Origin of the sequence: Sphingomonas mucosissima, assembly GCF_002197665.1 — a bacterium.
In the GTDB taxonomy this organism is placed as follows: Bacteria; Pseudomonadota; Alphaproteobacteria; order Sphingomonadales; family Sphingomonadaceae; genus Sphingomonas; species Sphingomonas mucosissima.
The window spans coordinates 31,880-52,096 of record NZ_NBBJ01000001.1 but is presented as its reverse complement, the minus strand read 5'-3'; the positions used below and the strand labels follow the sequence as shown (position 1 = coordinate 52,096).

General features: G+C 63.7%; 19 protein-coding genes. 7 read left to right on the top strand and 12 right to left on the bottom strand.

The genetic code is table 11. The features are described from left to right. Window positions 1-38 precede the first annotated feature (38 nt). Both SPMU_RS00265 and SPMU_RS00260 read left to right on the top strand, forming a co-directional pair. Window positions 39-200 (top strand): DUF1674 domain-containing protein, encoded by a 162-nt coding sequence (locus SPMU_RS00265; RefSeq protein WP_088330793.1) that lies wholly within the window; start codon window positions 39-41, stop codon window positions 198-200. Window positions 201-322: 122 nt separating this feature from the next. Further along, the gene (locus SPMU_RS00260) at window positions 323-2,176 is read left to right on the top strand and encodes an AsmA family protein (RefSeq protein ID WP_088330791.1); all 1,854 of its coding nucleotides are present in this window, start codon (window positions 323-325) and stop codon (window positions 2,174-2,176) included. A 33-nt stretch (window positions 2,177-2,209) separates the two neighbouring features. Here SPMU_RS00260 and SPMU_RS00255 read toward each other — a convergent pair whose 3' ends face one another. The 3 genes from SPMU_RS00255 to tsaD are packed head-to-tail and all read right to left on the bottom strand — an operon-like array spanning window position 2,210 to window position 4,727. Next, a complete protein-coding gene (locus tag SPMU_RS00255; protein WP_088330789.1) occupies window positions 2,210-2,737 on the bottom strand; it encodes a DUF1697 domain-containing protein in 528 nt (175 codons plus the stop codon). Continuing rightward, window positions 2,734-3,705, bottom strand: a complete 972-nt coding sequence (locus SPMU_RS00250) for an NAD(P)H-dependent glycerol-3-phosphate dehydrogenase (RefSeq protein ID WP_088330787.1) — start codon at window positions 3,703-3,705, stop codon at window positions 2,734-2,736. Before SPMU_RS00250 ends, SPMU_RS00255 begins: the two co-directional genes overlap by 4 nt. Then, the gene (gene tsaD, locus SPMU_RS00245; protein ID WP_088330784.1) at window positions 3,702-4,727 is read right to left on the bottom strand and encodes a tRNA (adenosine(37)-N6)-threonylcarbamoyltransferase complex transferase subunit TsaD; all 1,026 of its coding nucleotides are present in this window, start codon (window positions 4,725-4,727) and stop codon (window positions 3,702-3,704) included. Before tsaD ends, SPMU_RS00250 begins: the two co-directional genes overlap by 4 nt. Before the next feature lie 92 nt (window positions 4,728-4,819). Between tsaD and hemC the strand changes: the two genes are divergently transcribed. The 4 genes from hemC (at window position 4,820) to SPMU_RS00225 (ending at window position 8,830) form a co-directional block, all read left to right on the top strand. Next, entirely contained in the window at window positions 4,820-5,725 is a 906-nt protein-coding gene (gene hemC, locus SPMU_RS00240) for a hydroxymethylbilane synthase (RefSeq protein ID WP_088330782.1), read from the top strand. A gap of 11 nt (window positions 5,726-5,736) precedes the next feature. Continuing rightward, a complete protein-coding gene (locus tag SPMU_RS00235; protein WP_245832635.1) occupies window positions 5,737-6,390 on the top strand; it encodes a uroporphyrinogen-III synthase in 654 nt (217 codons plus the stop codon). Window positions 6,391-6,414: 24 nt separating this feature from the next. Then, window positions 6,415-7,320, top strand: coding sequence for a hypothetical protein (locus tag SPMU_RS00230; RefSeq protein ID WP_088330778.1), 906 nt, complete (start codon window positions 6,415-6,417; stop codon window positions 7,318-7,320). A gap of 106 nt (window positions 7,321-7,426) precedes the next feature. Beyond that, a complete protein-coding gene (locus SPMU_RS00225) occupies window positions 7,427-8,830 on the top strand; it encodes a M20/M25/M40 family metallo-hydrolase (RefSeq protein WP_088330776.1) in 1,404 nt (467 codons plus the stop codon). A 132-nt stretch (window positions 8,831-8,962) separates the two neighbouring features. Here SPMU_RS00225 and SPMU_RS00220 read toward each other — a convergent pair whose 3' ends face one another. The 7 genes from SPMU_RS00220 to SPMU_RS00190 all read right to left on the bottom strand — a co-directional run bounded on the left by SPMU_RS00220 (window position 8,963) and on the right by SPMU_RS00190 (window position 18,318). Then, window positions 8,963-9,544, bottom strand: coding sequence for an ABC-type transport auxiliary lipoprotein family protein (locus tag SPMU_RS00220; protein ID WP_088330774.1), 582 nt, complete (start codon window positions 9,542-9,544; stop codon window positions 8,963-8,965). A gap of 8 nt (window positions 9,545-9,552) precedes the next feature. Continuing rightward, on the bottom strand, window positions 9,553-10,515 hold the full coding sequence (locus SPMU_RS00215; RefSeq protein WP_088330772.1) for an MlaD family protein: 963 nt from the start codon (window positions 10,513-10,515) through the stop codon (window positions 9,553-9,555). Beyond that, on the bottom strand, window positions 10,515-11,327 hold the full coding sequence (locus SPMU_RS00210) for an ABC transporter ATP-binding protein (RefSeq protein ID WP_088330770.1): 813 nt from the start codon (window positions 11,325-11,327) through the stop codon (window positions 10,515-10,517). The genes SPMU_RS00215 and SPMU_RS00210 overlap by 1 nt, the downstream gene beginning before the upstream one ends. After that, entirely contained in the window at window positions 11,327-12,424 is a 1,098-nt protein-coding gene (locus SPMU_RS00205; RefSeq protein WP_088330768.1) for an ABC transporter permease, read from the bottom strand. Before SPMU_RS00205 ends, SPMU_RS00210 begins: the two co-directional genes overlap by 1 nt. Before the next feature lie 138 nt (window positions 12,425-12,562). Beyond that, window positions 12,563-13,828 (bottom strand): DUF445 domain-containing protein, encoded by a 1,266-nt coding sequence (locus SPMU_RS00200; protein ID WP_211275679.1) that lies wholly within the window; start codon window positions 13,826-13,828, stop codon window positions 12,563-12,565. A gap of 37 nt (window positions 13,829-13,865) precedes the next feature. After that, on the bottom strand, window positions 13,866-17,132 hold the full coding sequence (locus SPMU_RS00195; protein ID WP_088330766.1) for an efflux RND transporter permease subunit: 3,267 nt from the start codon (window positions 17,130-17,132) through the stop codon (window positions 13,866-13,868). Window positions 17,133-17,136: 4 nt separating this feature from the next. After that, on the bottom strand, window positions 17,137-18,318 hold the full coding sequence (locus SPMU_RS00190; protein WP_088330764.1) for an efflux RND transporter periplasmic adaptor subunit: 1,182 nt from the start codon (window positions 18,316-18,318) through the stop codon (window positions 17,137-17,139). A 214-nt stretch (window positions 18,319-18,532) separates the two neighbouring features. Between SPMU_RS00190 and SPMU_RS00185 the strand changes: the two genes are divergently transcribed. After that, window positions 18,533-19,261 carry an SIMPL domain-containing protein gene (locus tag SPMU_RS00185; protein ID WP_088330762.1) on the top strand — a complete coding sequence of 243 codons (729 nt, stop codon included), beginning with the start codon at window positions 18,533-18,535 and terminating at the stop codon, window positions 19,259-19,261. Between the two features lie 105 nt (window positions 19,262-19,366). On the opposite strand, the gene SPMU_RS00180 is transcribed toward SPMU_RS00185, so the two are convergent. Then, on the bottom strand, window positions 19,367-19,624 hold the full coding sequence (locus SPMU_RS00180; RefSeq protein ID WP_088330760.1) for a GlsB/YeaQ/YmgE family stress response membrane protein: 258 nt from the start codon (window positions 19,622-19,624) through the stop codon (window positions 19,367-19,369). A gap of 93 nt (window positions 19,625-19,717) precedes the next feature. Beyond that, complete coding sequence (sciP, locus tag SPMU_RS00175; protein ID WP_088330758.1) at window positions 19,718-20,017, bottom strand: CtrA inhibitor SciP; 300 nt, start codon at window positions 20,015-20,017, stop codon at window positions 19,718-19,720. Window positions 20,018-20,217: the final 200 nt, after the last annotated feature.

Sequence of the window (20,217 nt, the reverse complement as noted above, 5' to 3'; positions counted from 1 at the left end):
CCCCATGTGGCGGGTCACGGCCACAATCGGAAGAGATTATGTCGAACCGCCCCCCTCATGTGAAGCCGCCGGCTTATCTCTCGCCCAACACGCCGGTGCCCAAGCCAGCGCCAATCGAGCGACCGGCAGAAGATCCGCTGGGCCGCGATCCCGTGCGGTACGGCGATTGGGAAAAGAAGGGCATCGCCGTCGATTTTTGATGGACGGCAGGTGTGTCTGCTCTGCCTGCGCCGGATTGATGAAGGTGTGCGGGATCGTGCTGCCACGCCTCCGTTCCTTTCGCATCCGGAACGAAAACGGCTCGTCAGGCGTCTCGTTCTAGATGATCAGTTGGTTGTCCCGCCCCCGGATCAGGATTGCGGCCACGCTGATCACCGTGATTGCCGCGATTATCGCGATTTCGCTCGCCGCTTTCCCCTGGGGTCTGCTCAAGGGCGTGTTGGAAAGCCGGATGACCGCGCGCTTCGGCCGCCCCGTGACGATCGGCGCGATGGAGCGCGTGGATCACTTTGGGTTCACGACGGCAGTTCGGCTGCGCGACGTGCGCGTTCCCGGCCCCGCCTGGGCCGGCCCGCAGGATCTCGCGCGGGTGGCGCGGATGCAGATCGGCTTCAGCGCCTTGTCGGTGCTTACCGGGCGGCTGGCGCTTGACGATGTGTCCATCGAAGGCGCGCGGCTTCATCTGGTCCGTGCCGCCGATGGTCGCGAGAGCTGGCGCGGCAGCACCGGCCGCGGCGGAACGGGCGGCGGTGGGCTCGATCAACTCGCCGTCCGCGATTCGCGCCTGACGTATCGCGACGACAAACAAAAACGCAGCTTTGACCTCCAACTTCAGTCCGATTCCGCGATCGGGCTCCGGGTGCGCGGCGCTGGAGCGATCCGCGGCACGCAGGTGCGCGTCGCGGCGCAGGCACCGGCGATTTCCGGCAATCACACGGGCCGGTGGCCCTTCGACGTGCGGCTGACCGGTCGTGATCTCGTCATGCATGCGAAAGGCACCATGGCAGCGCCGCTCGACACCGAGCACATGTCCCTTGAGGTGACGGCGCAGGCCAGCGATCTCAAGCTTGTTGATACGATCATTGAGGCAGGCCTCTTCCGCACGCAGCCGATCGTACTTTCCGCCCAAGTCCGGCGCGAGCCTGACCGCTGGTTGATCGACCGGCTCAATGGCCGGGTGGGAAGGTCGGACATCTCGGGGAAGCTGAGCGTCATCAAGAATGATGGCCGCACGAAGCTCGACGGATCGTTCGAATCGCGCCAGCTCGACTTAGACGACCTCTCATCGGACGAGGGCCTGCGAGCCGCCGCCGCCAAAGAACAGGCCCTCGGCCCCCGCATCATACCCGACACTCGCATCAACTTAGCGAAGATCGGCCAAACCGACGGCCGCATCAGCTTCAAAGTGGCACGGATCGTCAGCCGCCACGGTCCGTCTTCGATAACCAACCTGGCTGGAACGCTATCGCTCGACCGCCGCATGCTGAGGATTTCCCCGCTGCTTATCGGTATGCCGCGAGGACGGATCACCGGGCAGGCTGTGGTCGATCAGAGCGACGGCGCGCCCGTTCCGCTGCTGCGGCTAGACCTTCGGCTGACCAACAGTAGCATTCCGGCGCTGGCCGGCGGGGGCGGATCGGTAACGGGGCGAGTGGACGCGCGCGCGCGGCTTGCGGGTCGGGGAAGTACGGTTCGCGAGGCGGTGGGGCACTCTAGCGGGCGGATCGGGCTTGCCGCGCGCCAAGGCGAACTGCCGAAGGAGGTCGCCGAGGCGCTCGGCTTCGACGCGGGAGGCGCGCTGCTCGCCGGCCGCGACGATCGCGCGGTGCTGCGATGTGTGATCGTCGGCCTCGACGTGCGCAATGGTCGCGGACAGGTCAGCCCCCTGGTGGTCGACACGTCGCAAAGCCGATTGGATGGCCAAGGGACGATCACGTTTCCGGAGGAACGCTTGTCCATTCGTCTGACCGGCGCCCCAAAGCACAATGCGGTGCTGCGACTGCCGGGGTCGGCAACCATGACCGGCACCATCAGCGAGCCCGACATTGTGGTGCCGCGAGAGGTGAAGTCTATCGGCAACGTGCTCAAGGCAGTAGGCCGGGCAATCACTGGCAAGCAGGAGCCAATTGCGCAGGATGCGGATTGCAGCGGTCTCGCCGGCCAGGTGCTGCGATAGCCACCGGCTGCGCGGCGCATCAGCAGCGTTGGTTTAGCGGGTCGCGTCCACCAGCTTCAGAAGCGTGTTCCAGTTTCGCGCGGTAGAAAGCGGCATCTTTGCCTTGTTAAACAACTGCGGGAGCTTTGATCGACCAATTCCCGCAGGATAATCAACGTACAACTCACGGCCGACCGGGTGCATCTGTTCGGGACCGTCATGACGCTCGGCGAGTTCCCTCAAGCGATCGAGGTCGAGCACCTGACCGTGAAACAGCACCTGCACATGATTGGGCCGCGCGGCGATCGCATCAGGGAACGGCGCAGCCGCGACGATCTGTGCCAGTTCGGCATGGCTACGCACGAACCATGTCGTATCGAGCTCCAGATCGATTTTCGCTGCATCCTTTAACCGCGCCTCGATCGTTTGCGCGTCGGCGTCACACGTGAAGACAACGTTCCCGGATGACAAGATTGCCGACACGTCCCCCATGCCCGATCGTTCACAAAGTGCCCGTAGCTCGGCCATGATCAGCGGCTTGCCCGCGTTGATCGCGCGCGGCAACGCAGCCCAACGAATCATCCCTCGTCACGCAGAGGACGAGCCAGGAGATCGTCGATCACCGCTCGCGCAGGCACCCCATCGAGCAAACGGCACACCGCGGCGGTAATCGGCATGTCGACGCCGGCTTCCGCGGCCGCCTCGGCCAGGACCGGGGCGGTGAATGCGCCCTCCGCGACGGTCCGCCGGTCAGCCAGCAGATCAATCGCCCGTGCTCCCCGGCCCAGCCCAAGGCCCAGCGAGAAGTTGCGACTGCTGGTCGATGAGCAGGTGAGGACGAGGTCGCCAAGCCCGGACAGCCCCGCCAGCGTCTCCGGCCGGGCGCCACGCGCCATGCCGAACCGAGTCATTTCCGCAAAGCCGCGCGCGATCAACGCAGCGCGGGCGTTTTGGCCAAGGCCTGCGCCTTCAACGACCCCGCACGCGATAGCCAGCACGTTCTTGACGGCGCCGCCGATCTCCGCGCCGATCACATCGGCGGATGCGTACGGTCGGAAGCTGGGGCTCGCCAAGCGTCCCGCGAGCCGCGCTTGCAGCGCATCGTCGGCACAGGCGAGCGTCACCGCGGTAGGCAGCCCGGCGGCAACCTCATGCGCAAAGGTCGGGCCAGACAGGACAGCAATCGGCGCCTCGGCATGTGCAGCCTGTGCGACTTCGCCGACGAGGCGCCGCGTTCCCGCCTCAATGCCCTTAGCGCAGAGGACGAGCGGCGTCCGACCGACCGGCGTTGCCTCCAGCACCGCGCCGACATGCTGCGCCGGAGCCACTACGAGCAGCGCGTCACGCCCGGCAAGGTCTGCGAGAAGTCCGGTAGCGCGAATGTCCGGTGAGAGCGGCACCCCCGGCAAAAAGGTGAGGTTCTCGTGCCGACCGTTGATGCTTTCCACCACGTCCGGCTCACGTGCCCACAGCAGTACGTCCCCGCCCCGCGCGGCAACCTGCGCCAAAGCGGTGCCCCAGGCGCCGCCGCCGATGACTCCGATCTTCACGCCTTCACCCCTGCCCCACGCACCGCCTCTGCAGTGGGATCCAGCGGCCACCGCGCACGCGCCGGCGTATCGAGCGGATCGGTAAGGCCTGCGGCTAGACGCTCCGCGCCGGCCCAGGCGATCATGGCGGCGTTATCCGTGCAAAGCCACAGCGGCGGGGCGACGAAGCGCAGCCCGTTCTCAGTTGCCAGCGCTGAAAGGGCCTCGCGTACCGCGCTATTCGCAGCGACGCCGCCGGCCACCACGAGCGCCGTCGCTCCATCGGCCCGGTTCATTGCCCTTCGCGTTCGATCAACCAGACAGTCGATCACGGCGGCCTGGAAGGAAGCGGCGATGTCTTCTGCCGAATAGTCGCCGATCACGCGCGCAACGGCCGCCTTCAACCCCGCGAAGGAAAAGTGCGGCTCCGGCGAGCGCAGCAACGGCCGCGGCAGCGGGACTGCCAGCGGATTACCTCCCTGCGCAGCGCGCTCCACCGCTGGACCGCCGGGGAAGCCAAGCCCCAGTAGCTTCGCTGTCTTGTCAAACGCCTCGCCTGCGGCATCGTCTATCGTTGTTGCCAGGCGACGGTATTGACCGACGCCCTCAACCAACAGCAACTGGCAATGCCCGCCCGAGACAAGAAGTAGAAGATAAGGGAACGCCAGATCCGGATCGGCGAGACGCGGGCTGAGCGCGTGCCCTTCCAGATGGTTCACGGCGATCAGTGGCTTGCCAGCGGCGTGGGCGAGCGCCTTTCCGGTAACCAGCCCGACCATCACCCCGCCGATCAGCCCCGGGCCGGCAGTGGCGGCTATTGCGTCCACATCTGCGAGCTTCATGCCCGCGTCATCCAGCGCAGCTCGCACCAGCGGCTCCAGCGCCTCGACATGCGCGCGCGCGGCGATTTCCGGCACAACGCCGCCATAAGGGCGGTGTTCACTTTCCTGCCCCGCGAGGCGATGCGCCAATATCTGTCGATCGCCGGTGACGACCGCGGCAGCCGTTTCGTCGCAGGAGGATTCCAGGCCAAGGATGAGCATCTCCTTTCCTTATCCATTCCGCCGGAGCTTGTCGAAGGGCGCCACAGGCCCGATAGCACTCATCTCCCGAACGGCTGAGTACGATTAAACCGATGGCAAAGACCTTCAGGCTTGGTACGCGCGGCTCGCCGCTCGCTCTGACGCAGGCGGGAATGGTACGCGATGCGCTGATGGCGGCCCACGGCTGGGATGATGTCGAGATTGTCGTGGTTCGCACCACGGGCGACCGGGTTCAGGATCGCGCGCTGGCGGAAATCGGCGGTAAAGCACTTTGGACCAAAGAGCTGGATCGCGCACTACTTGCGGGCGAGGTCGATGCCTGCGTCCACTCAATGAAGGACGTGGAAACGATCCGGCCCGCCGACATTGCAATCGCGGCGGTGCTGCCACGCGCCGACGTGCGTGATCGCCTGATCGGTGCTGAGTCGATCGAGGCGCTTCCGCAAGGCGCGGTGGTAGGCACAAGCTCGCCGCGCCGCCGCGCTCAGTTGCTGCGGCGGAGGCCTGACCTGCGCATTGTCTTGCTTCGTGGCAACGTCGACTCGCGATTGGGCAAGCTGGCGGTTGGCGACGTAGACGCGACCTTGCTGGCCGCCGCTGGCCTCGAGCGATTGGAGCGGCACGACACCGGCATCCCGCTTTCCGTCGATATGACGCTTCCCGCCCCTGCCCAGGGGGCCGTCGGCGTCGAGACCTTGCGGGAAGGGCCAGCACGCGATTTGATCAAAGTGATCGACTGCGCAGAAACGCACCGCTGCGTGCTCACCGAGCGCGCATTGCTCGCCGCCCTTGGCGCTACGTGCCATTCGCCTGTGGCGGCGCTTGCAGCTTGGCAAGACGGTGAAATCACCCTGACCGCCGAGTTGCTGGACGAAGATGGAACCGCACATGTCACCGGCAGCATGAGCGGACCTGCTGGCGATCCGCTCGCGGCCGCGCTCGCCGCTGATCTGCTGGAGCGCGCACCTCCAACCATCCGGCGACTGTTCGGCGGGTGACGCGTACCGCATTGGTCCTCCGTCCAGAGCCGGGCGGTCGTACCACCGCTGAGCGGCTGGCAGCGGCGGGACTGCCCACCCTGCAAATGCCACTTTTTGAAACAACGGCAATCGACTGGACGCCCCCGAGCGACCGCTATGATGCCTTGCTGCTGACGAGCGCCAATGCCGTGCGCCACGCCGGAGCTGGACTGTCCGCATTACGGGCCCTCCCTGTTGTGGCGGTTGGCAATGGCACCGCGGCCGCGGCACGCGAGGCTGGGTTCGTTGTGGCAGCCGTCGGCAAGGGCAACGGCGCACAAGCGCTCGCCCTTGCTCATCAGAAGGGCTGGCGCCGCATTCTGCGGCTAGCGGCGCGCGACCGGACGGTACTGGAGGGGGTGACCGACCTGCCAGTCTATGCCAGCAATCCACTGATCCCGCCGCTAAGTGCGCTGAAAGCCGCGGTGGACACTGTTGCGCTGGTTCACTCGTCGCGTGCGGCGTCGGTATTCCGTGAATTGCTGGAACGGGATGCTGTTCCTGTAGAAACCATACGGCTGGCTGCGATCAGTGAAGCCGTGGCGGCTGCGGCAGGCACCGGTTGGAACCGCATCATGGTTGCGCCAAAGCCGAATGACGCTGCGCTTGTGGAGATCGCCTGCACACTCGCGATTGACCCGTAACCATCCGCCGGGGATAAGGCGCTCATGGACGAAGCTGTGCCGCTCGATCCCGCTCCGCGCCGGTCGCGAGTTGGCCTGATCACCGTGTTCGTGGTGCTGGCTCTTGTTGTCGGCTTCGGGTTGATGTGGTTTTCGGTGCAGGAGGGGCCGGGCTGGTGGCAGCAGCCAGCCGGGCCTGTTGCCTCACCGACGGCGACCCCGCGTGAAGCGCCTCCTGCGCAGTCTGGCGCAGCGATGCTCGGGCCGGTCGATGCCGTGACGCTCGCCACGCGCGAAAGCGCGCTTGCTGCTCAACTGGCGGCGCTCGAAGGACGCGCAGCCGGCATGAAACTCGACGTGTCAGCCTCGGCCGATCGCGCGGCCCGCGCCGAAGCGATTCTCGTGGCATTTGCCGCACGACGCGCCATTGAGCGCGGCAGGCCGCTCGGCTACCTCGAAGAGCAGCTTCATCAGCGTTTCGGCAGCACCCAGCCGCAAGCTGTCGATACCATTGTCCAGGTGGGTCAGGATCCCGTGACGCTGGAAGGGCTTCGTGAAGCGCTGGATGCGAACGCCCCGTTGCTGCTCAATCCCGGGACACGGCACTGGTTTGATGGCCTGCTCGACGAGTTGCGCCACCTGATCGTGCTGCGCGACGCAAACCTGCCGTCGGCGATCCCGTCGGAGCGGCTGATGCGGGCACGTCGCTTGATAGATGTCGGCCGGGTGGACGCTGCATTGGAAGAGGTCGCGCGACTTCCGGGCGGCGCGCAGGCGGTGAATTGGACAAATGCCGCGCGCCGCTACGTTGCGGCGACCCGCGCGCTTGACGCCTTGGAAACGGCAGCCATCGTCGGCACCATTTCTGGCGCGGCACAGACAGCGCTGTCAACACACTTGGAAACGCCGGACGTTGCATCAGCGCCGGAGCAGGAAAACCCCGCTCGCTGATCGTCAGGCGTGTATTCCCGCAGCGACTGTGTTCCCGCCCTTTGCAGCGTTGCGTCTGCGCCTTTTCCCTGCAAGCATCGGCACCTAAACGAAAAGGGAGAGCCGAATGCCGGTCAACGTGCGGGCTATAGCATTGGCATTGGCAGGATTGAGCCTGGCGCCAACGGCAACAGCGCAGAACCGCTCGGACGAAAAGCCCTTCTTCGATCTGTACAAGGAACTGGTCGAAACCAACACGGTGGTGCGCGAGGGAAGCTGCACCCGTGCCGCGCAGCAGATCGCCACGCGGATGAAGACCGCCGGCTATTCCGATGACAACCTTGTCCTCTTCTCCACGCCCGAGCATCCCGAGGACGGCGGAGTAGTCGCCATCCTTCCCGGATCCGATCCGAGTCTTGGCGCGATGCTTTTGCTCGGCCACCTCGACGTGGTCGCCGCTAAGCGTGACGATTGGCAACGCGACCCGTTCAAGCTCGTGGAAGAAGGCGGCTTCTATTACGCGCGCGGCGCCGTTGACGACAAAGCGATGTCAGCAATCTGGGCCGATGCCATGATCCGCTTCCGGCAGGAGAGCTTTCGTCCGAAACGCACCGTCAAGCTGGCGCTCACCTGCGGCGAGGAAACGACTTACGCCTTCAACGGCGCGGAATGGCTGGCCAAGAACCGTCCCGAGCTGGTGCGAGCCGACTTCGTGCTGAACGAAGGCGGGGGCGGGCGTCTCGACCAGCGCGGAAAGCGCCAGACGCTCGCCATCCAGGTCGGCGAGAAAGCCGCGCAGAACTTTACCTTCGCCGCCACCAACCCCGGCGGGCACAGCTCCGCGCCGACGCCTGACAATGCAATCTATCACCTCGCAGACGCGCTGAAGCGGGTGCAAGGCTATGAGTTTCCGATCAAGTTTTCAGATACGACCCGCGCCTTCTTCGCCGCGAGTTTGAAAGCGCTGCCATCTCCGACGTCCGCGGCCATCAAACGGCTGATGGTGAACCCCAGGGATCAAAGCGCCGATGCGATCGTCAGCCGTGACAAGGTGCTGCACTCGACGCTGCGCACGACATGCGTCGCGACGCTCGTCAACGCTGGCCACGCCGAGAATGCTCTTCCACAGCGCGCCACGGCGAATGTGAACTGTCGCATCTTTCCGGGTGAGACGGTGGCGGGAACGCTCGTCAAGTTGCAGGAACTGGCTGGTCCCAAGGTGACCGTCACAGTCAACAAGCCAGTTCGCCCGATCGCCGTTCCGCCACCGCTCGATCCGAAGATCATGGAGCCTGTCCGAACGCTCGCCGCCAAGCATTTTCCTGGCGTTCCGGTGGTACCGATGATGTCTACGGGCGCGACCGACGGCGTCTTTTTCGGCATCCTGAACATGCCGGTCTATGGCGTACCAGGCCTGTTTCTCGAGCCGGACCTCAACGGTACCCACGGCCTTGATGAGCGTATTCGGATCGCCTCCTTGTACGAGGGACGCGACTACCTGTTTGATCTAGCAAAAACCTTGGCAGAGTAAGCAAGTGCGCCGCCCCGCTCCCCACCGTATCTGGAGGGTAAGAGGCGGTCTGCCGCTTGTTTAAACGACACGCATGTACGTCGGTCGAATGGGCCGTGGTGCTGAGCGGCTCCGCTTGCCGCTCACGCGACCCTAGCGGCCTACCCAGTCCGCCACTTCGCCAGCGACCTGATTGGCGGCCTGGTTGAGCGCAGCACCCACGGGCGCAGGTTCGATCACAGACACCGGCACCCGCGCTTCGAAGCGGCGCTTCTCCAGCGCCGCGCCTTCATCGCGCACTAGCGCGGCGTCATAGGTAACAACAGCGGACGAGGAGGCAGCGTCGATCCCGAAGGTCCGTAATTCACCGGCTAGCCGCGCACCCGGATCCGCCAGCGACTGTGCGCCGGACATAACGACGCGACCAGTTCTTGCGCCAACCGTGTCCGAGAGCAGCCGTGCAAACTGCCGCGCGGGCGGCTCCACCCACTGCGCATTCTTGACATAAGCGACGTCCGTTGCAGTCGCCTGCACCGGCACGCGGTTGTTCGCCAGGGACTGCGGCACGGTGGGCACTTGGATGGTCACCGTGCGCGCGCCTGCCGAGGATTGCGCCTGGCCCACCGGCACCTGTTCGGTAGCCGTGAGGCTCAGCAAAGACTCGGGCACCTCCGCACCGAAGCTGATGCATCCGGCGAGCGGCAGGAGGGCAAGACCGATCAGGAGCTTCTTCATATCCGTCCTCACTTGCCCTTATAGTCCGGCAGCTTCTGCTGCCCGATCAGCGATCCAGCGCCTTGGCGATCCACCTTCTCCGCGACCGACGCCAGCGCCGCGGACATTTGCCGAAGATCAAGCACCAACTGGTTGATCTCCGGGACCGTCTGCTTGGAGAAGGTTTGCAGGCCCGGCCGAGCGTCTTGGAACGCGCTATTCAGTGTTTCCGTGCTCTGCCTCGCCGATCGGATCGTTTCGTTCAGATTGACAATCGTCGGCCGAACATCGTCCGCCAGCACGCCGTTGGAAGTGGCAGCAAGTTCGCCGATCTGCTGGGCCGCATCGCCCGCCTGCTGAATGGCGATGCGGGTCTGCGCCAAGGTTGCGGCAATCTCCGGACCACGATCCGCCAGCGCATCAGTCAAGCGGTTGGTATTCTCCAATATGCCCGCAATAGAAGCCTGGTTCCGATCCGTGAGCAGCCCGGTTAGGCGCTCCGTCAGTGTGGACAAGCGCTCCAGCAACTGTGGCGCAGAATTCAGGATCGCACCGAGGCCGCCAGTACGCGTCGGGATGACCGGCACACCATAGGGACATTGTTGACCGTTATCGTTTTCCGGACAGACGATCGGCGCCGCACCCTTACGCGCACCATCAAGGCTGACAGTGCTTGTGCCGGTGAAGCTGCCCTGGATCGTCGCCGCTGTGCCCTGAAGGATCGGCGTTTCGTTGCTGACCTCGATGCGGACGCGGACGAACTGCGGATCATTGCGCCACAGCTGGATCGATTTCACCTGCCCGGATGGCACACCGGAATAGGTGACCTGCGATCCCCGCGCGAGCCCGTCGACCGATTGTTTGAAGAAGATATCGTACTCATTCTGCTTGGTGCCACCGAGCCGCGCAATCCAAGCGGTAAACAGCGCCAGCACCGCCAGCAGGATCAGCACGACGGCGCCCACCAGTACATGGTTGGAACGGGTTTCCATCAGTCAGTTCCTGCCTTTGCCGTTGCGCTTGCCGCCGCGTCCCGCGTTGCCACAGCGGCGCGGCCCCGTGGCCCACGAAAATATTCCTGAATCCATGGGTGATCCAGCGCGAGCAATTCGTCGATCGTTCCAACTGCGATGACGCGTTTGTCCGCCAGCACGGCAACGCGATCACAGATGGCATATAGGGTGTCGAGATCGTGTGTGATCAGGAAAACCGTGAGGCCAAGCGTCTTCTGGAGCGACTTGGTGAGTTCATCGAACGCTGCCGCACCGATGGGGTCCAATCCGGCGGTCGGCTCATCCAGGAACAAAAGCTCCGGATCAAGCGCCAGCGCCCGGGCCAGACCCGCCCGCTTCTTCATCCCGCCGGACAATTCTGCCGGATATTTCGGCCCTGCATCAGCGGGAAGACCCGTCATCATCACTTTGAAAGACGCGATTTCGTCCAACAGGGTCAGATCGAGGTTGGGGTAGAACTCACGCAGCGGAACCTGCACATTCTCCGCCACCGTAAGCGTCGAGAAGAGCGCGCCGCCCTGAAACAGAACGCCCCAGCGCTTGCGGATTTCGATCGCATCTATCTCTTCGCGGCCGAGCGTCGGCTCTCCAAACACGCTGACCTCTCCGGCCGCCGCGCCTTGGAGACCGACGATCGAACGCATCAATACGGACTTGCCGGTGCCGGAACCGCCAACCACGCCGAGGATCTCACCGCGACGCACGTCAAGATCGAGGTTCTCATGGACGACTTGCGTCCCGAACGCGTTCTTGAGACCGCGGACCTCGATGATGTTCTCAGAACTGGCCATCAGATCCAGCCGATCCGCTCAAAGAAAATCGCGAAGAATGCGTCGAGCACGATCACGAGGAAGATCGCTTGAACGACCGCGGCCGTCGTCCGCGTGCCGACCTGCTCCGCATCACCCTCCACCTGCATGCCCTGGAAGCAGCCCGCGACCGCGATAATCGCGCCAAAAACCGGGGCCTTGATGAGGCCCACGTAAAGATCGGTGATGGGCACAACCTCACGCAGGCGCGCGATATAGGTAACAGGCGGGATTTCCAGCTGCCACCAGCACAACAGGCCGCCTCCGATAATGGAGATCAGCGACGCGTAGAAGCCCAGCAGCGGCATGAGGACGATTGCGGCGATGGTCCGCGGCAGCACCAGCGCTTCCATCGGCGAAACGCCAATGGTGCGCATGGCATCCACTTCCTCCGTGAGTTTCATTGTGCCTAGCTGAGCCGCGAATGCAGAGCCTGATCGCCCCGCGACCATGATCGCCGTCATCAACACGCCGAGCTCGCGCAGGGTGATGCGGCCAATGAGATTGATCGTGAACACCTCAGCGCCGAATTGCCGCAACTGGACAGCGCCTTGCTGAGCGATGACGATCCCGATCAAGAAGCTCATCAACCCGATGATGCCGAGCGCTGAGACGCCGACCACTTCGAACCGCTGCACAGTGGCATTGAAACGGAAGCGGCGCGGATGACGGAGCACGTTGATAAAAGCCAGCACCGTGGCGCCGAGGAAGCCGAGAAGGCCAACTAAGGTCCGGCCGGACATGATCACCGCTTCCCCGACCTCGCCGAGGACACGGTTGAATGGGCTGACATAGACCGGCCGGGTCGAGACTGGTTGATCCGCACTTCCGACTTGGTCGAGAAGGCGCTGGTTCTCCGTCGTCAAGCCGGTGATCTGGGCGCCTTGCTTTTTGGCAAAGCGATACACGACCCATGCGCCGATCGTGTCCATTCGACCGACGTCGGAGAGATCAAGCTGCGACACCGGAGCAGCGACTGCGTCAAGTCGGCCGGGAAGATCGCCCAGCCGGGCGAGCAGCAAGTCGCCGGTAAAGCGCAGCTTGCCTTCTTCCTCGCTGAATTCGGCCAATCTGCCCATTCCCCACCCTTTGCGGAAAACTCCGCAGCTCGGCAAGACGAACGTGCAGTGCCACCGCTTGTTGCATGACTAGCGCTACGCTGCGTTCAAGGCGCTCAACGCGCCTTTCGCTGAAAAATAGAAATGGGAAGCTTCGGGTCAGAGCAGCACGTCAATTGAGTGGATCACGAGGCCGACGGCCCCGCCCACCAACGTTCCGTTGATCCTGATGAACTGGAGGTCTTTGCCAACCGAATGTTCCAGCCGTTGAGTAATGGTTTGCGCATCCCAGCCGCGCACCGTCTCGGATACCAGCCCCACGATGACGTCGCCATAGTCCGCCGCCGTACCCACCGCGACCCGGCGAATATAGCGGTTCAGCGTATTACGAAGCCGCGCATCATCTTCCAGGGTCTGTCCAAGCTGGCGGAGCATGTCGCCTATCCCGCCCGACAGGAGCCGTTCGGGATCGCGGGCGGCGCGCAACATGGCTTGGCGTGCCTGCTCCCATAGGCCGTTGATCCAGCTTTGCATCGCGGGGTTTTCCAGCAATGCGTGCTTCAACGATTCGACTCGCTCCTGCATTTCCGGCTTGTGCTGGAGATCCCGGGCCAGGGTCGCCAGCCCCTCCTCCGCCTTGGTGCGCAGCGGGTGATCGGGTTGCTCCGCCATGTCCGCCAGCATCTTGTCGAGGCCATCGATGATCTTGTTTGCGATCGTTTCATCAAGGCCCGTCCAGCGAAGGATCGTGCCAGCCCGCTCATGCACCATGTTGCGTACGACCTGCTGGTTCGCCTCAAGGACGCGACCTGCCCAGCGCACGACGCCGTCCAGCAGGGGCTGGTGCCGGTTTTCTGCCATGGCAGCTTCAAGCGCCCGGCCTAAGAGAGGCGACAGCTCGATACGGCGCACCTGCTGAACCATGGCGCCCCGCACCATCCCGCCGAGCCGCTCCTGATCAAGCGCTTGAAGCACCTCCACGGCTAGGCGCGACGCACCGCGGGTCACACGCTTGCCACCGGCCGACGGGCTTGCCAACCAACGGCCGGCGGCGCTCGCCACATCCATCCTGCGCATTCGACGGGCGACAACGGGAGGGATCAGAAAATAGTCGCGCAGGAAGGCCGCGAGTTGATCGCCAATACGATCCTTGTTCTGCGGAATGATGGCGGTGTGCGGGATCGGAAGCCCGAGTGGATGGCGGAACAGCGCGGTCACCGCAAACCAGTCCGCCAGGCCGCCAACCATGGCCGCCTCCGCAAAGGCCCGCACGAATCCCCAGCCGGGATGAACATCATCCAGCGCCCGGGCGAGCAGAAAGGCTGCTGCCATGGCGATCAGCATGCCAGTGGCGATCACGCGCATGCGCACCAGCCCGGCGGGCGCGCGAGTCGGCAATGGGCGCCGTAGCGCAACAGAGATCATGCCCGAACAATCCCCCAGACGGGGGTTTGTTCAAGCCTCATTCCGCCGGCATGTCGCCGTCGCGATAGCCGATGCGCCCGCGCGGCGGCGGCAGCGTGCCACTCGGCCCTGCATGATCGATCGCAAGCGCGTCGTCGTCTCCTGGCTGATAGGTCAACAGCTTGCGTCCCAGCCAAGGCCCAATGCGACGCTCGATACCAACGGACAGACTGAACGAGGCCGGCACGATCAGCAGCGTCAGCACCGTCGACACGATGAGGCCGCCAATCACGACGATGCCCATCGGCGCGCGCCACGCCCCGTCGCCGGTCAGCGCCAAAGCCGTGGGCACCATGCCGGCGACCATCGCCACGGTGGTCATCACGATCGGTTGGGCGCGCTTGTGCCCGGCGTCCACCACCGCATCATAGATCGGCACGCCGGCGTGCATCTCCTCCAGCGCGAAGTCGATCAGCAGGATCGAATTCTTGGCGACGATGCCCAGCAGCATGAGAAGCCCGATGAACACAGGCATGGAAAGCGGATGCCCAGTGATGATCAGCGCAAGTACGCCGCCCAGTGGGGCCAGCAGCAGCGAGCCCATGTTCACCAGCGGTGGCAACAGGCGGCGGTACAACAGCACCAGGACGGAGAAGACCAGGAATACGCCCGCAATCACGGCGATGACGAAGTTGATCAACATCTCCATCTGCCACTTCGCCTGACCAACGCTCATACGCTGCACGCTCAGCGGCAGGTTCTTCATCGACGGCAGCTGGTCCACCTTCTTCATCGCGTCTGACAGGATCAATCCTGGGGCGAGATCCGCGCCGATGGTCAACTGGCGTTGCTGGTTCAGCCGGTTGATCTTCGTCGGACCTGACCCGAAGCCGATGTCAGCAACCACGGAAAGCGGCACCGAACCACCGTTTTGCGTCGGGACGGGCAAGTTCCGGATCGTTGCCATATGCGTACGCGATGATTGATCGAGCGCGACGCGGATCGGGATTTGGCGATCGTTCAGCGAGAAACGCGCGCTGTTCTGGTCGATATCGCCGAGAGTGGCGATTCGGATAGCGCTGGAGAGCGCGCTGGTGGTCACCCCCAAATCAGCGGCAAGGTCCAGCCGCGGCTTGATGACGATCTCCGGCCGATTGAGATCACCTGCGATCCGGGGCGCCAAGAAGCCGGAAATACCGGCCATATCGCGCACGATCCGGTCCGCCGTCTGCCGCAACAACACGGGATCATCGCTTCCCAAGGTGACCGACACGTCGCGATTGTTGTCGCCCCAGCCAAATTGAGACTGGAAGTTCACGCGCGCGTCAGGGATCTTTGCGAGCGCAGGCGCCAGCGAGCGCTCGAACTCGGTAGAAGTCTTCTCGCGCTTGTCGCCGATATCGCCGCCAAAGAACGCACCGATCCGATCGTTCAGTTTGGGTTTTTCCTTGAACTGAACGGTGACACGGCCGTTGCCCACGAAGGTCCGGGTATACGTCGTCTCGACCTCTGGTTGGCGGCTGAGCAGATCATAAACCTGGTTCACGACCTTTTGCGTCTGCGCCAGCGTCGCGCCAGGCGCCATGGTGATCGTAACGGTCGAGCGCTCCTGATCAATCGACGGCTGGAACTGCATCGGCAAGCTGGCGAAACCCAGCACGGTTAGCACAAAGGCGACGCCGCCGATCCCGATCGTCCAGATGCGATGGTCGTGGATGTAGCCGGTGAGCCGCCGCAGACCGCCGCGCGCACGCACCGCAAGTGATTTGCCGGGATCAAGTGTCCAGCGCAAAACCACCATGTAGAGGTCCATAAGGCGCCCCTCGCCATGCGATTCCGGGCCGGCCGATTTTAGAAAGTAGGCGGCGATCATCGGCGTGATCATGCGCGCAACCGCAAGGCTCATCAGCACGGCGACAACCACGGTCATGCCGAAGTTCTTGAAAAACTGTCCCGAAACGCCCGGCATCAGCGCTACCGGCAAGAACACCGCAACGATCGCCATCGTCGTTGCCAGCACGGCAAGCCCGATCTCATCAGCCGCGTCGATGGACGCTTGATAGGCAGATTTGCCCATGCGCATGTGCCGGACGATGTTCTCGATCTCCACGATCGCGTCATCGACCAGCACGCCGGCGACAAGGCTGAGCGCGAGCAGCGTCATGCTGTTCAGCGAGAAGCCCATCAGGTCCATGAACCAAAAGGCCGGGATTGCCGACAGCGGAATGGCAAGCGCCGAGATGAAGGTCGCCCGCTTATCGCGCAGGAACAGGAATACGACGAACACGGCGAGCACAGCGCCCTCGACCATTGCCTGAACCGCGCTCTGATATTGCTCGACGGCATATTTCGAACCGTCGATGCGCAGCTGGAACTTGACCTGCGGATTGCGCTTTTCGAGCTCCGCTAGCTTCTTCTGCGCCTCTTGAAAGACGGTGACTTCCGAATAGCCCTTTGCACGCTTAAAATCGAACGTGATGACTGGCTTGCCGTCCACGCCCGCCGCGGTGCGCTGCTCGGCATACAGATCACGCACGGTGGCTACAGCGCTCAGCTTGATGGTGCGTCCATTGCCTGCGATGATCTGCGTCTCACCCAGATCATAGGCGTTCTGCGCATTGCCAAGCACACGAACCGACTGCTCGGCACCCGCAACTTCGGCGCGGCCCCCTGCCGCGTTCAGATTCACCTGACGGAGCTGTTGGTTGATCTGCGTCGCAGTCAGGCCATAGGCCGCGAGCTTCCCCGGATCGAGGATCACGCGGATTTCGCGGTCCACGCCCCCGTTACGCTCGACGCCGCCCATGCCCTCGACCGAGAGCAGTTCCTTGGAAACGGTATTGTCGATGTACCAGCTCAGCTGCTCCACCGTCATGTCCGTGCCAATGGCCGAATAGCTGCCAAGATCGTCGTCGTTGATCTTTACGCGGCTGATCTGCGGCTCAAGGATACCCTCAGGCAGGTTCGACCGGATCTGGGTTACGGCATCGCGCACCTCGTTGACGGCACGATCCACCGGCGTCCCGATGTCGAGCTGCACCATCGTCGTGGAATTGCCTTCGCTGACGAAGGATTGCAGTTCATCGACGCCTTCAACCGTGCGCACCGCTGCCTCGACGCGTTGTGTGATCTGAGTTTCCAGCTCGCTCGGCGCTGCGCCCGGCTGGGTGATCTCCACCGCAACGGCCGGAAAGTCGATATCCGGCTCACGGTTGATATCCATGCCGATGAAGCTGACGATCCCCGCAACGGTCAGGATCACGAACAGAACAATGGTGGGAACCGGATTGCGGATCGACCAAGCCGAGATATTGCGGAAATTCATGCCGTCACACTCCCGGCTTGCCCCGAACCGGGGCAATCTTCTGCCCCGGATTCAGGAATGCGCCTGCGGAAACTACCACACGCTCGCTGCCGTCCAACCCGGAAGCGATCGTTACGGAATCGTCGTTTACCGTGCCGAGCCGCACGTCGCGGCGGCGAACCACATTGTCCTTATCGGCGACATAGACGAAATTACCCTTTTCGTCGCTAAGGATTGCCGACTGCGGCAGCCCCGGCATGGTTGCGCCGCCGCCGCCAATCACCGCGGAGGCGAAGCCGCCCGGCCGCAGCGCTGAATCATAGCGTAGCGCGATGCGTGCGATGCCTTGGCGCGTCTGGGGATCGATCACCGGCGATACTTGCCAGACCTGTCCTTCAAAGGACTGGCTACTGCCCACCGGCGTCACCATCGCGCGAGCGCCTACCGGCAACGCGACAAGATCATCCTCCGGCAATTGCGCTCGCATCTCCATCTCGCCACCCTTGGCCATGCGGAAGAGGGTGCCGGACGCTGAACTGATGATCTGGCCCGGCTCCACCTCACGCGTGAGCACCAGTCCGGCGGCGGGCGCGCGAATGTCCAGCCGCTGATTGCGGGCGCGCTGCTCAGCGGCGGTGGCGGATGCGACCTTCAATCGTGCGGCGGCGGCATCACGGGTCGCGATGCGCCGCTGCACATCCGCCTCGCTGATGAAGCCGCGATCAACAAGTTGCTGGGCGCGTTGCAGTTCGGATTGGGCCAGAGTCAGGTCGGCCTGGGCGACATTCACCTGGGCCGCAAGGCTTTGCGCCGTCTGGGTCTGCACCGATCGATCAACCGTGGCCAGCACCTGCCCGGCCTGTACCCATTGGCCCGGCTCCACCAGAACCCGGGTGACCATGCCGCCCTCGCCTGCGACACCGACCGGCATTTCGCGCCGAGCAGCCAACGTGCCGTTGGCGTTGATCGTGCGCCCAACGGCCGCTCGTCCGGGAACAATCACGGTCACCCGGGGGGCCTGATCGGACGCAGCGCTCGCCGCTAGTGGCTTCTCGCCACCGCGCATTAGAAAAAACGCAGCAACGGCGATCGCAGCAACGGCGACCAAGGCAATGATCATGACGCGCCGACGCCGTCGCGCAACGGGATCGTCCGGCCCCTCGATCAGAACGGTGTCCCCACTTACCCGGCCGGCTTGATAATTCATGCGCCCTACATCCCGCTCCGGCGGCTTTCGGCGACCGGCACTACATTGATCTGCAGCTGTGTTATATGAATAAGTCACCGGGCTCAAGCACCGGCTTTCCCCGAATGCGGAATGACAGATTCACCAACCGGCAGCAAGCAGTCCGCTGTTCAGCCTGCGTTGATCAGGCGTGTTCAAGAAGGGCCGAAGCGTTTCCCAACGGAGATTTTGCCTGATGCGTTACTCGATAGTCACACTGGCGATGGCCGCCCTGGCCGGGGCATCCGCGCCGGCAGCAGCACAAGTCAGCGTTCAGCCGCTGATCCTGCCGGACGCGACGGTGTTGAACATCACTGCTACGGGTGAGGTGTCACGCGTGCCGGACGTCGCTGTTATCCGTGCGGGCGTCGTGACACAGGCCGCGACGGCGGCGGCCGCGGTTGCCGAGAACTCGGGCCGAATGGAGCGGATCGTCGCCGCGCTCCGGTCTGCGGGCATCGCGTCCCGTGACATCATGACGGCAAATGTCGGCCTGTCTCCGCAGTATCGCTACGGCGAGAACCAGCCGCCAGTCATCACGGGGTACCAGGCGACGAACACCGTATCAGTGAAGTTTCGCGAGGTGGCGAAAAGCGGTGGCGTGCTCGATGCCCTTGTAAAGGCCGGCGCCAACCAGATCGACGGACCGCAAATGTTGATCGACAAGCCCGCCGCAGCATTGGACGCGGCTCGGATCGAAGCGGTGAAGCAGGCGCGGGCACGCGCGGCGCTTTATGCCCAGGCGGCGGGGCTGCGGGTAGACCGGATCGTCTCGATTGAAGAATCGGGCGAAGACCGCGGCAACAATCCCCGGCCGCCGGTTCTTCATGCAAGGGCCGAAATGGCGTCAGACGCACAAACGCCGGTTCTTGCCGGCGAAACAACGGTCAGTGCGACGGTAAACGTTCGTTTTCTGCTGAAGTAAACGGTGCCAATGCAGCATCGGCGCGACGGGGCCGATGCTGCACTACCCCCAAAAGACAACGGCCGCCCGTTGCCGGGCGGCCGTTGTTCCATTCTTCGCCTGCTCTTAGCGCACGCTACCCCGACGGACGAGGTTAACGATTGCGAGCAGGATCACTGCACCGAGCAGCGAAACCAGGAACGACGTAAGCGTCAGCGGCGCGTTATTGATCGAACCACCCGAGATAACCAGACCGCCGATGAACGCGCCGACGATACCCACGACGATGTTCAGAAAAATGCCTTGCTGCGCGTCGGTACGCATTATGATGCTGGCCAGCCAGCCAATCACACCGCCGACAATCAACCAGAGAATAATACCCATAACTCACTCCCCTGCGTTAACGGCCCGACTGGCCGCGTGCTGGGGAAAAGACTCTCGACAGGGCATATTTGTTCCGGGGGCGTAACCCGCCTGTCAGAACTTCTGCTGGCGCTCGTATAAGGACTTGTAATGCTGGATGCGCGTCACCCGCAGACCGGGCATGCCGGAGCGGTCGATCGCACGCTGCCAACTGGCGAACTCCTCAACCGTCAAGCCATAACGGTTGCACACTTCGTCGACCGTCAGCAGCCCCCCGTTCACCGCGGCCACTACTTCAGCCTTGCGCCGAACCACCCAGCGGGTCGTATTGGGAGGCGGCAGCGTGTCGAGCGTCAATGGCTCGCCGAGTGGCCCAATCACGCGGGCCGGACGAATTTTCTGGTTCTCGATCATCGCTTAACCTCGGTTTGGGGCGGGGGCCCCCTCTCCATAAATTGAAACTACGGCCCGATCGCCGCGTATCGGTGTCCTGGGGACGCACGGCAAACGGGTGTTCATTCGTCCTTCCACTGCATTATAACCTTAGCAACAGGACCGTTAAACGCCCCATCAACTGGAGCAAACAAGGGCGAGTCAAGCCGCACCCGCGCAGA

What these genes read in the sequence shown, in the direction of transcription:
- SPMU_RS00265 (WP_088330793.1), top strand. Translation starts at nt 39, where the DNA reads ATGTCGAACCGCCCCCCTCATGTGAAGCCGCCGGCTTATCTCTCGCCC.
- SPMU_RS00260 (WP_088330791.1), top strand. Translation starts at nt 323, where the DNA reads ATGATCAGTTGGTTGTCCCGCCCCCGGATCAGGATTGCGGCCACGCTG.
- SPMU_RS00255 (WP_088330789.1), bottom strand. Translation starts at nt 2,737, where the DNA reads ATGATTCGTTGGGCTGCGTTGCCGCGCGCGATCAACGCGGGCAAGCCG.
- tsaD (WP_088330784.1), bottom strand. Translation starts at nt 4,727, where the DNA reads ATGCTCATCCTTGGCCTGGAATCCTCCTGCGACGAAACGGCTGCCGCG.
- hemC (WP_088330782.1), top strand. Translation starts at nt 4,820, where the DNA reads ATGGCAAAGACCTTCAGGCTTGGTACGCGCGGCTCGCCGCTCGCTCTG.
- SPMU_RS00230 (WP_088330778.1), top strand. Translation starts at nt 6,415, where the DNA reads ATGGACGAAGCTGTGCCGCTCGATCCCGCTCCGCGCCGGTCGCGAGTT.
- SPMU_RS00225 (WP_088330776.1), top strand. Translation starts at nt 7,427, where the DNA reads ATGCCGGTCAACGTGCGGGCTATAGCATTGGCATTGGCAGGATTGAGC.
- SPMU_RS00220 (WP_088330774.1), bottom strand. Translation starts at nt 9,544, where the DNA reads ATGAAGAAGCTCCTGATCGGTCTTGCCCTCCTGCCGCTCGCCGGATGC.
- SPMU_RS00215 (WP_088330772.1), bottom strand. Translation starts at nt 10,515, where the DNA reads ATGGAAACCCGTTCCAACCATGTACTGGTGGGCGCCGTCGTGCTGATC.
- SPMU_RS00210 (WP_088330770.1), bottom strand. Translation starts at nt 11,327, where the DNA reads ATGGCCAGTTCTGAGAACATCATCGAGGTCCGCGGTCTCAAGAACGCG.
- SPMU_RS00205 (WP_088330768.1), bottom strand. Translation starts at nt 12,424, where the DNA reads ATGGGCAGATTGGCCGAATTCAGCGAGGAAGAAGGCAAGCTGCGCTTT.
- SPMU_RS00200 (WP_211275679.1), bottom strand. Translation starts at nt 13,828, where the DNA reads ATGATCTCTGTTGCGCTACGGCGCCCATTGCCGACTCGCGCGCCCGCC.
- SPMU_RS00195 (WP_088330766.1), bottom strand. Translation starts at nt 17,132, where the DNA reads ATGAATTTCCGCAATATCTCGGCTTGGTCGATCCGCAATCCGGTTCCC.
- SPMU_RS00190 (WP_088330764.1), bottom strand. Translation starts at nt 18,318, where the DNA reads ATGAATTATCAAGCCGGCCGGGTAAGTGGGGACACCGTTCTGATCGAG.
- SPMU_RS00185 (WP_088330762.1), top strand. Translation starts at nt 18,533, where the DNA reads ATGCGTTACTCGATAGTCACACTGGCGATGGCCGCCCTGGCCGGGGCA.
- SPMU_RS00180 (WP_088330760.1), bottom strand. Translation starts at nt 19,624, where the DNA reads ATGGGTATTATTCTCTGGTTGATTGTCGGCGGTGTGATTGGCTGGCTG.
- sciP (WP_088330758.1), bottom strand. Translation starts at nt 20,017, where the DNA reads ATGATCGAGAACCAGAAAATTCGTCCGGCCCGCGTGATTGGGCCACTC.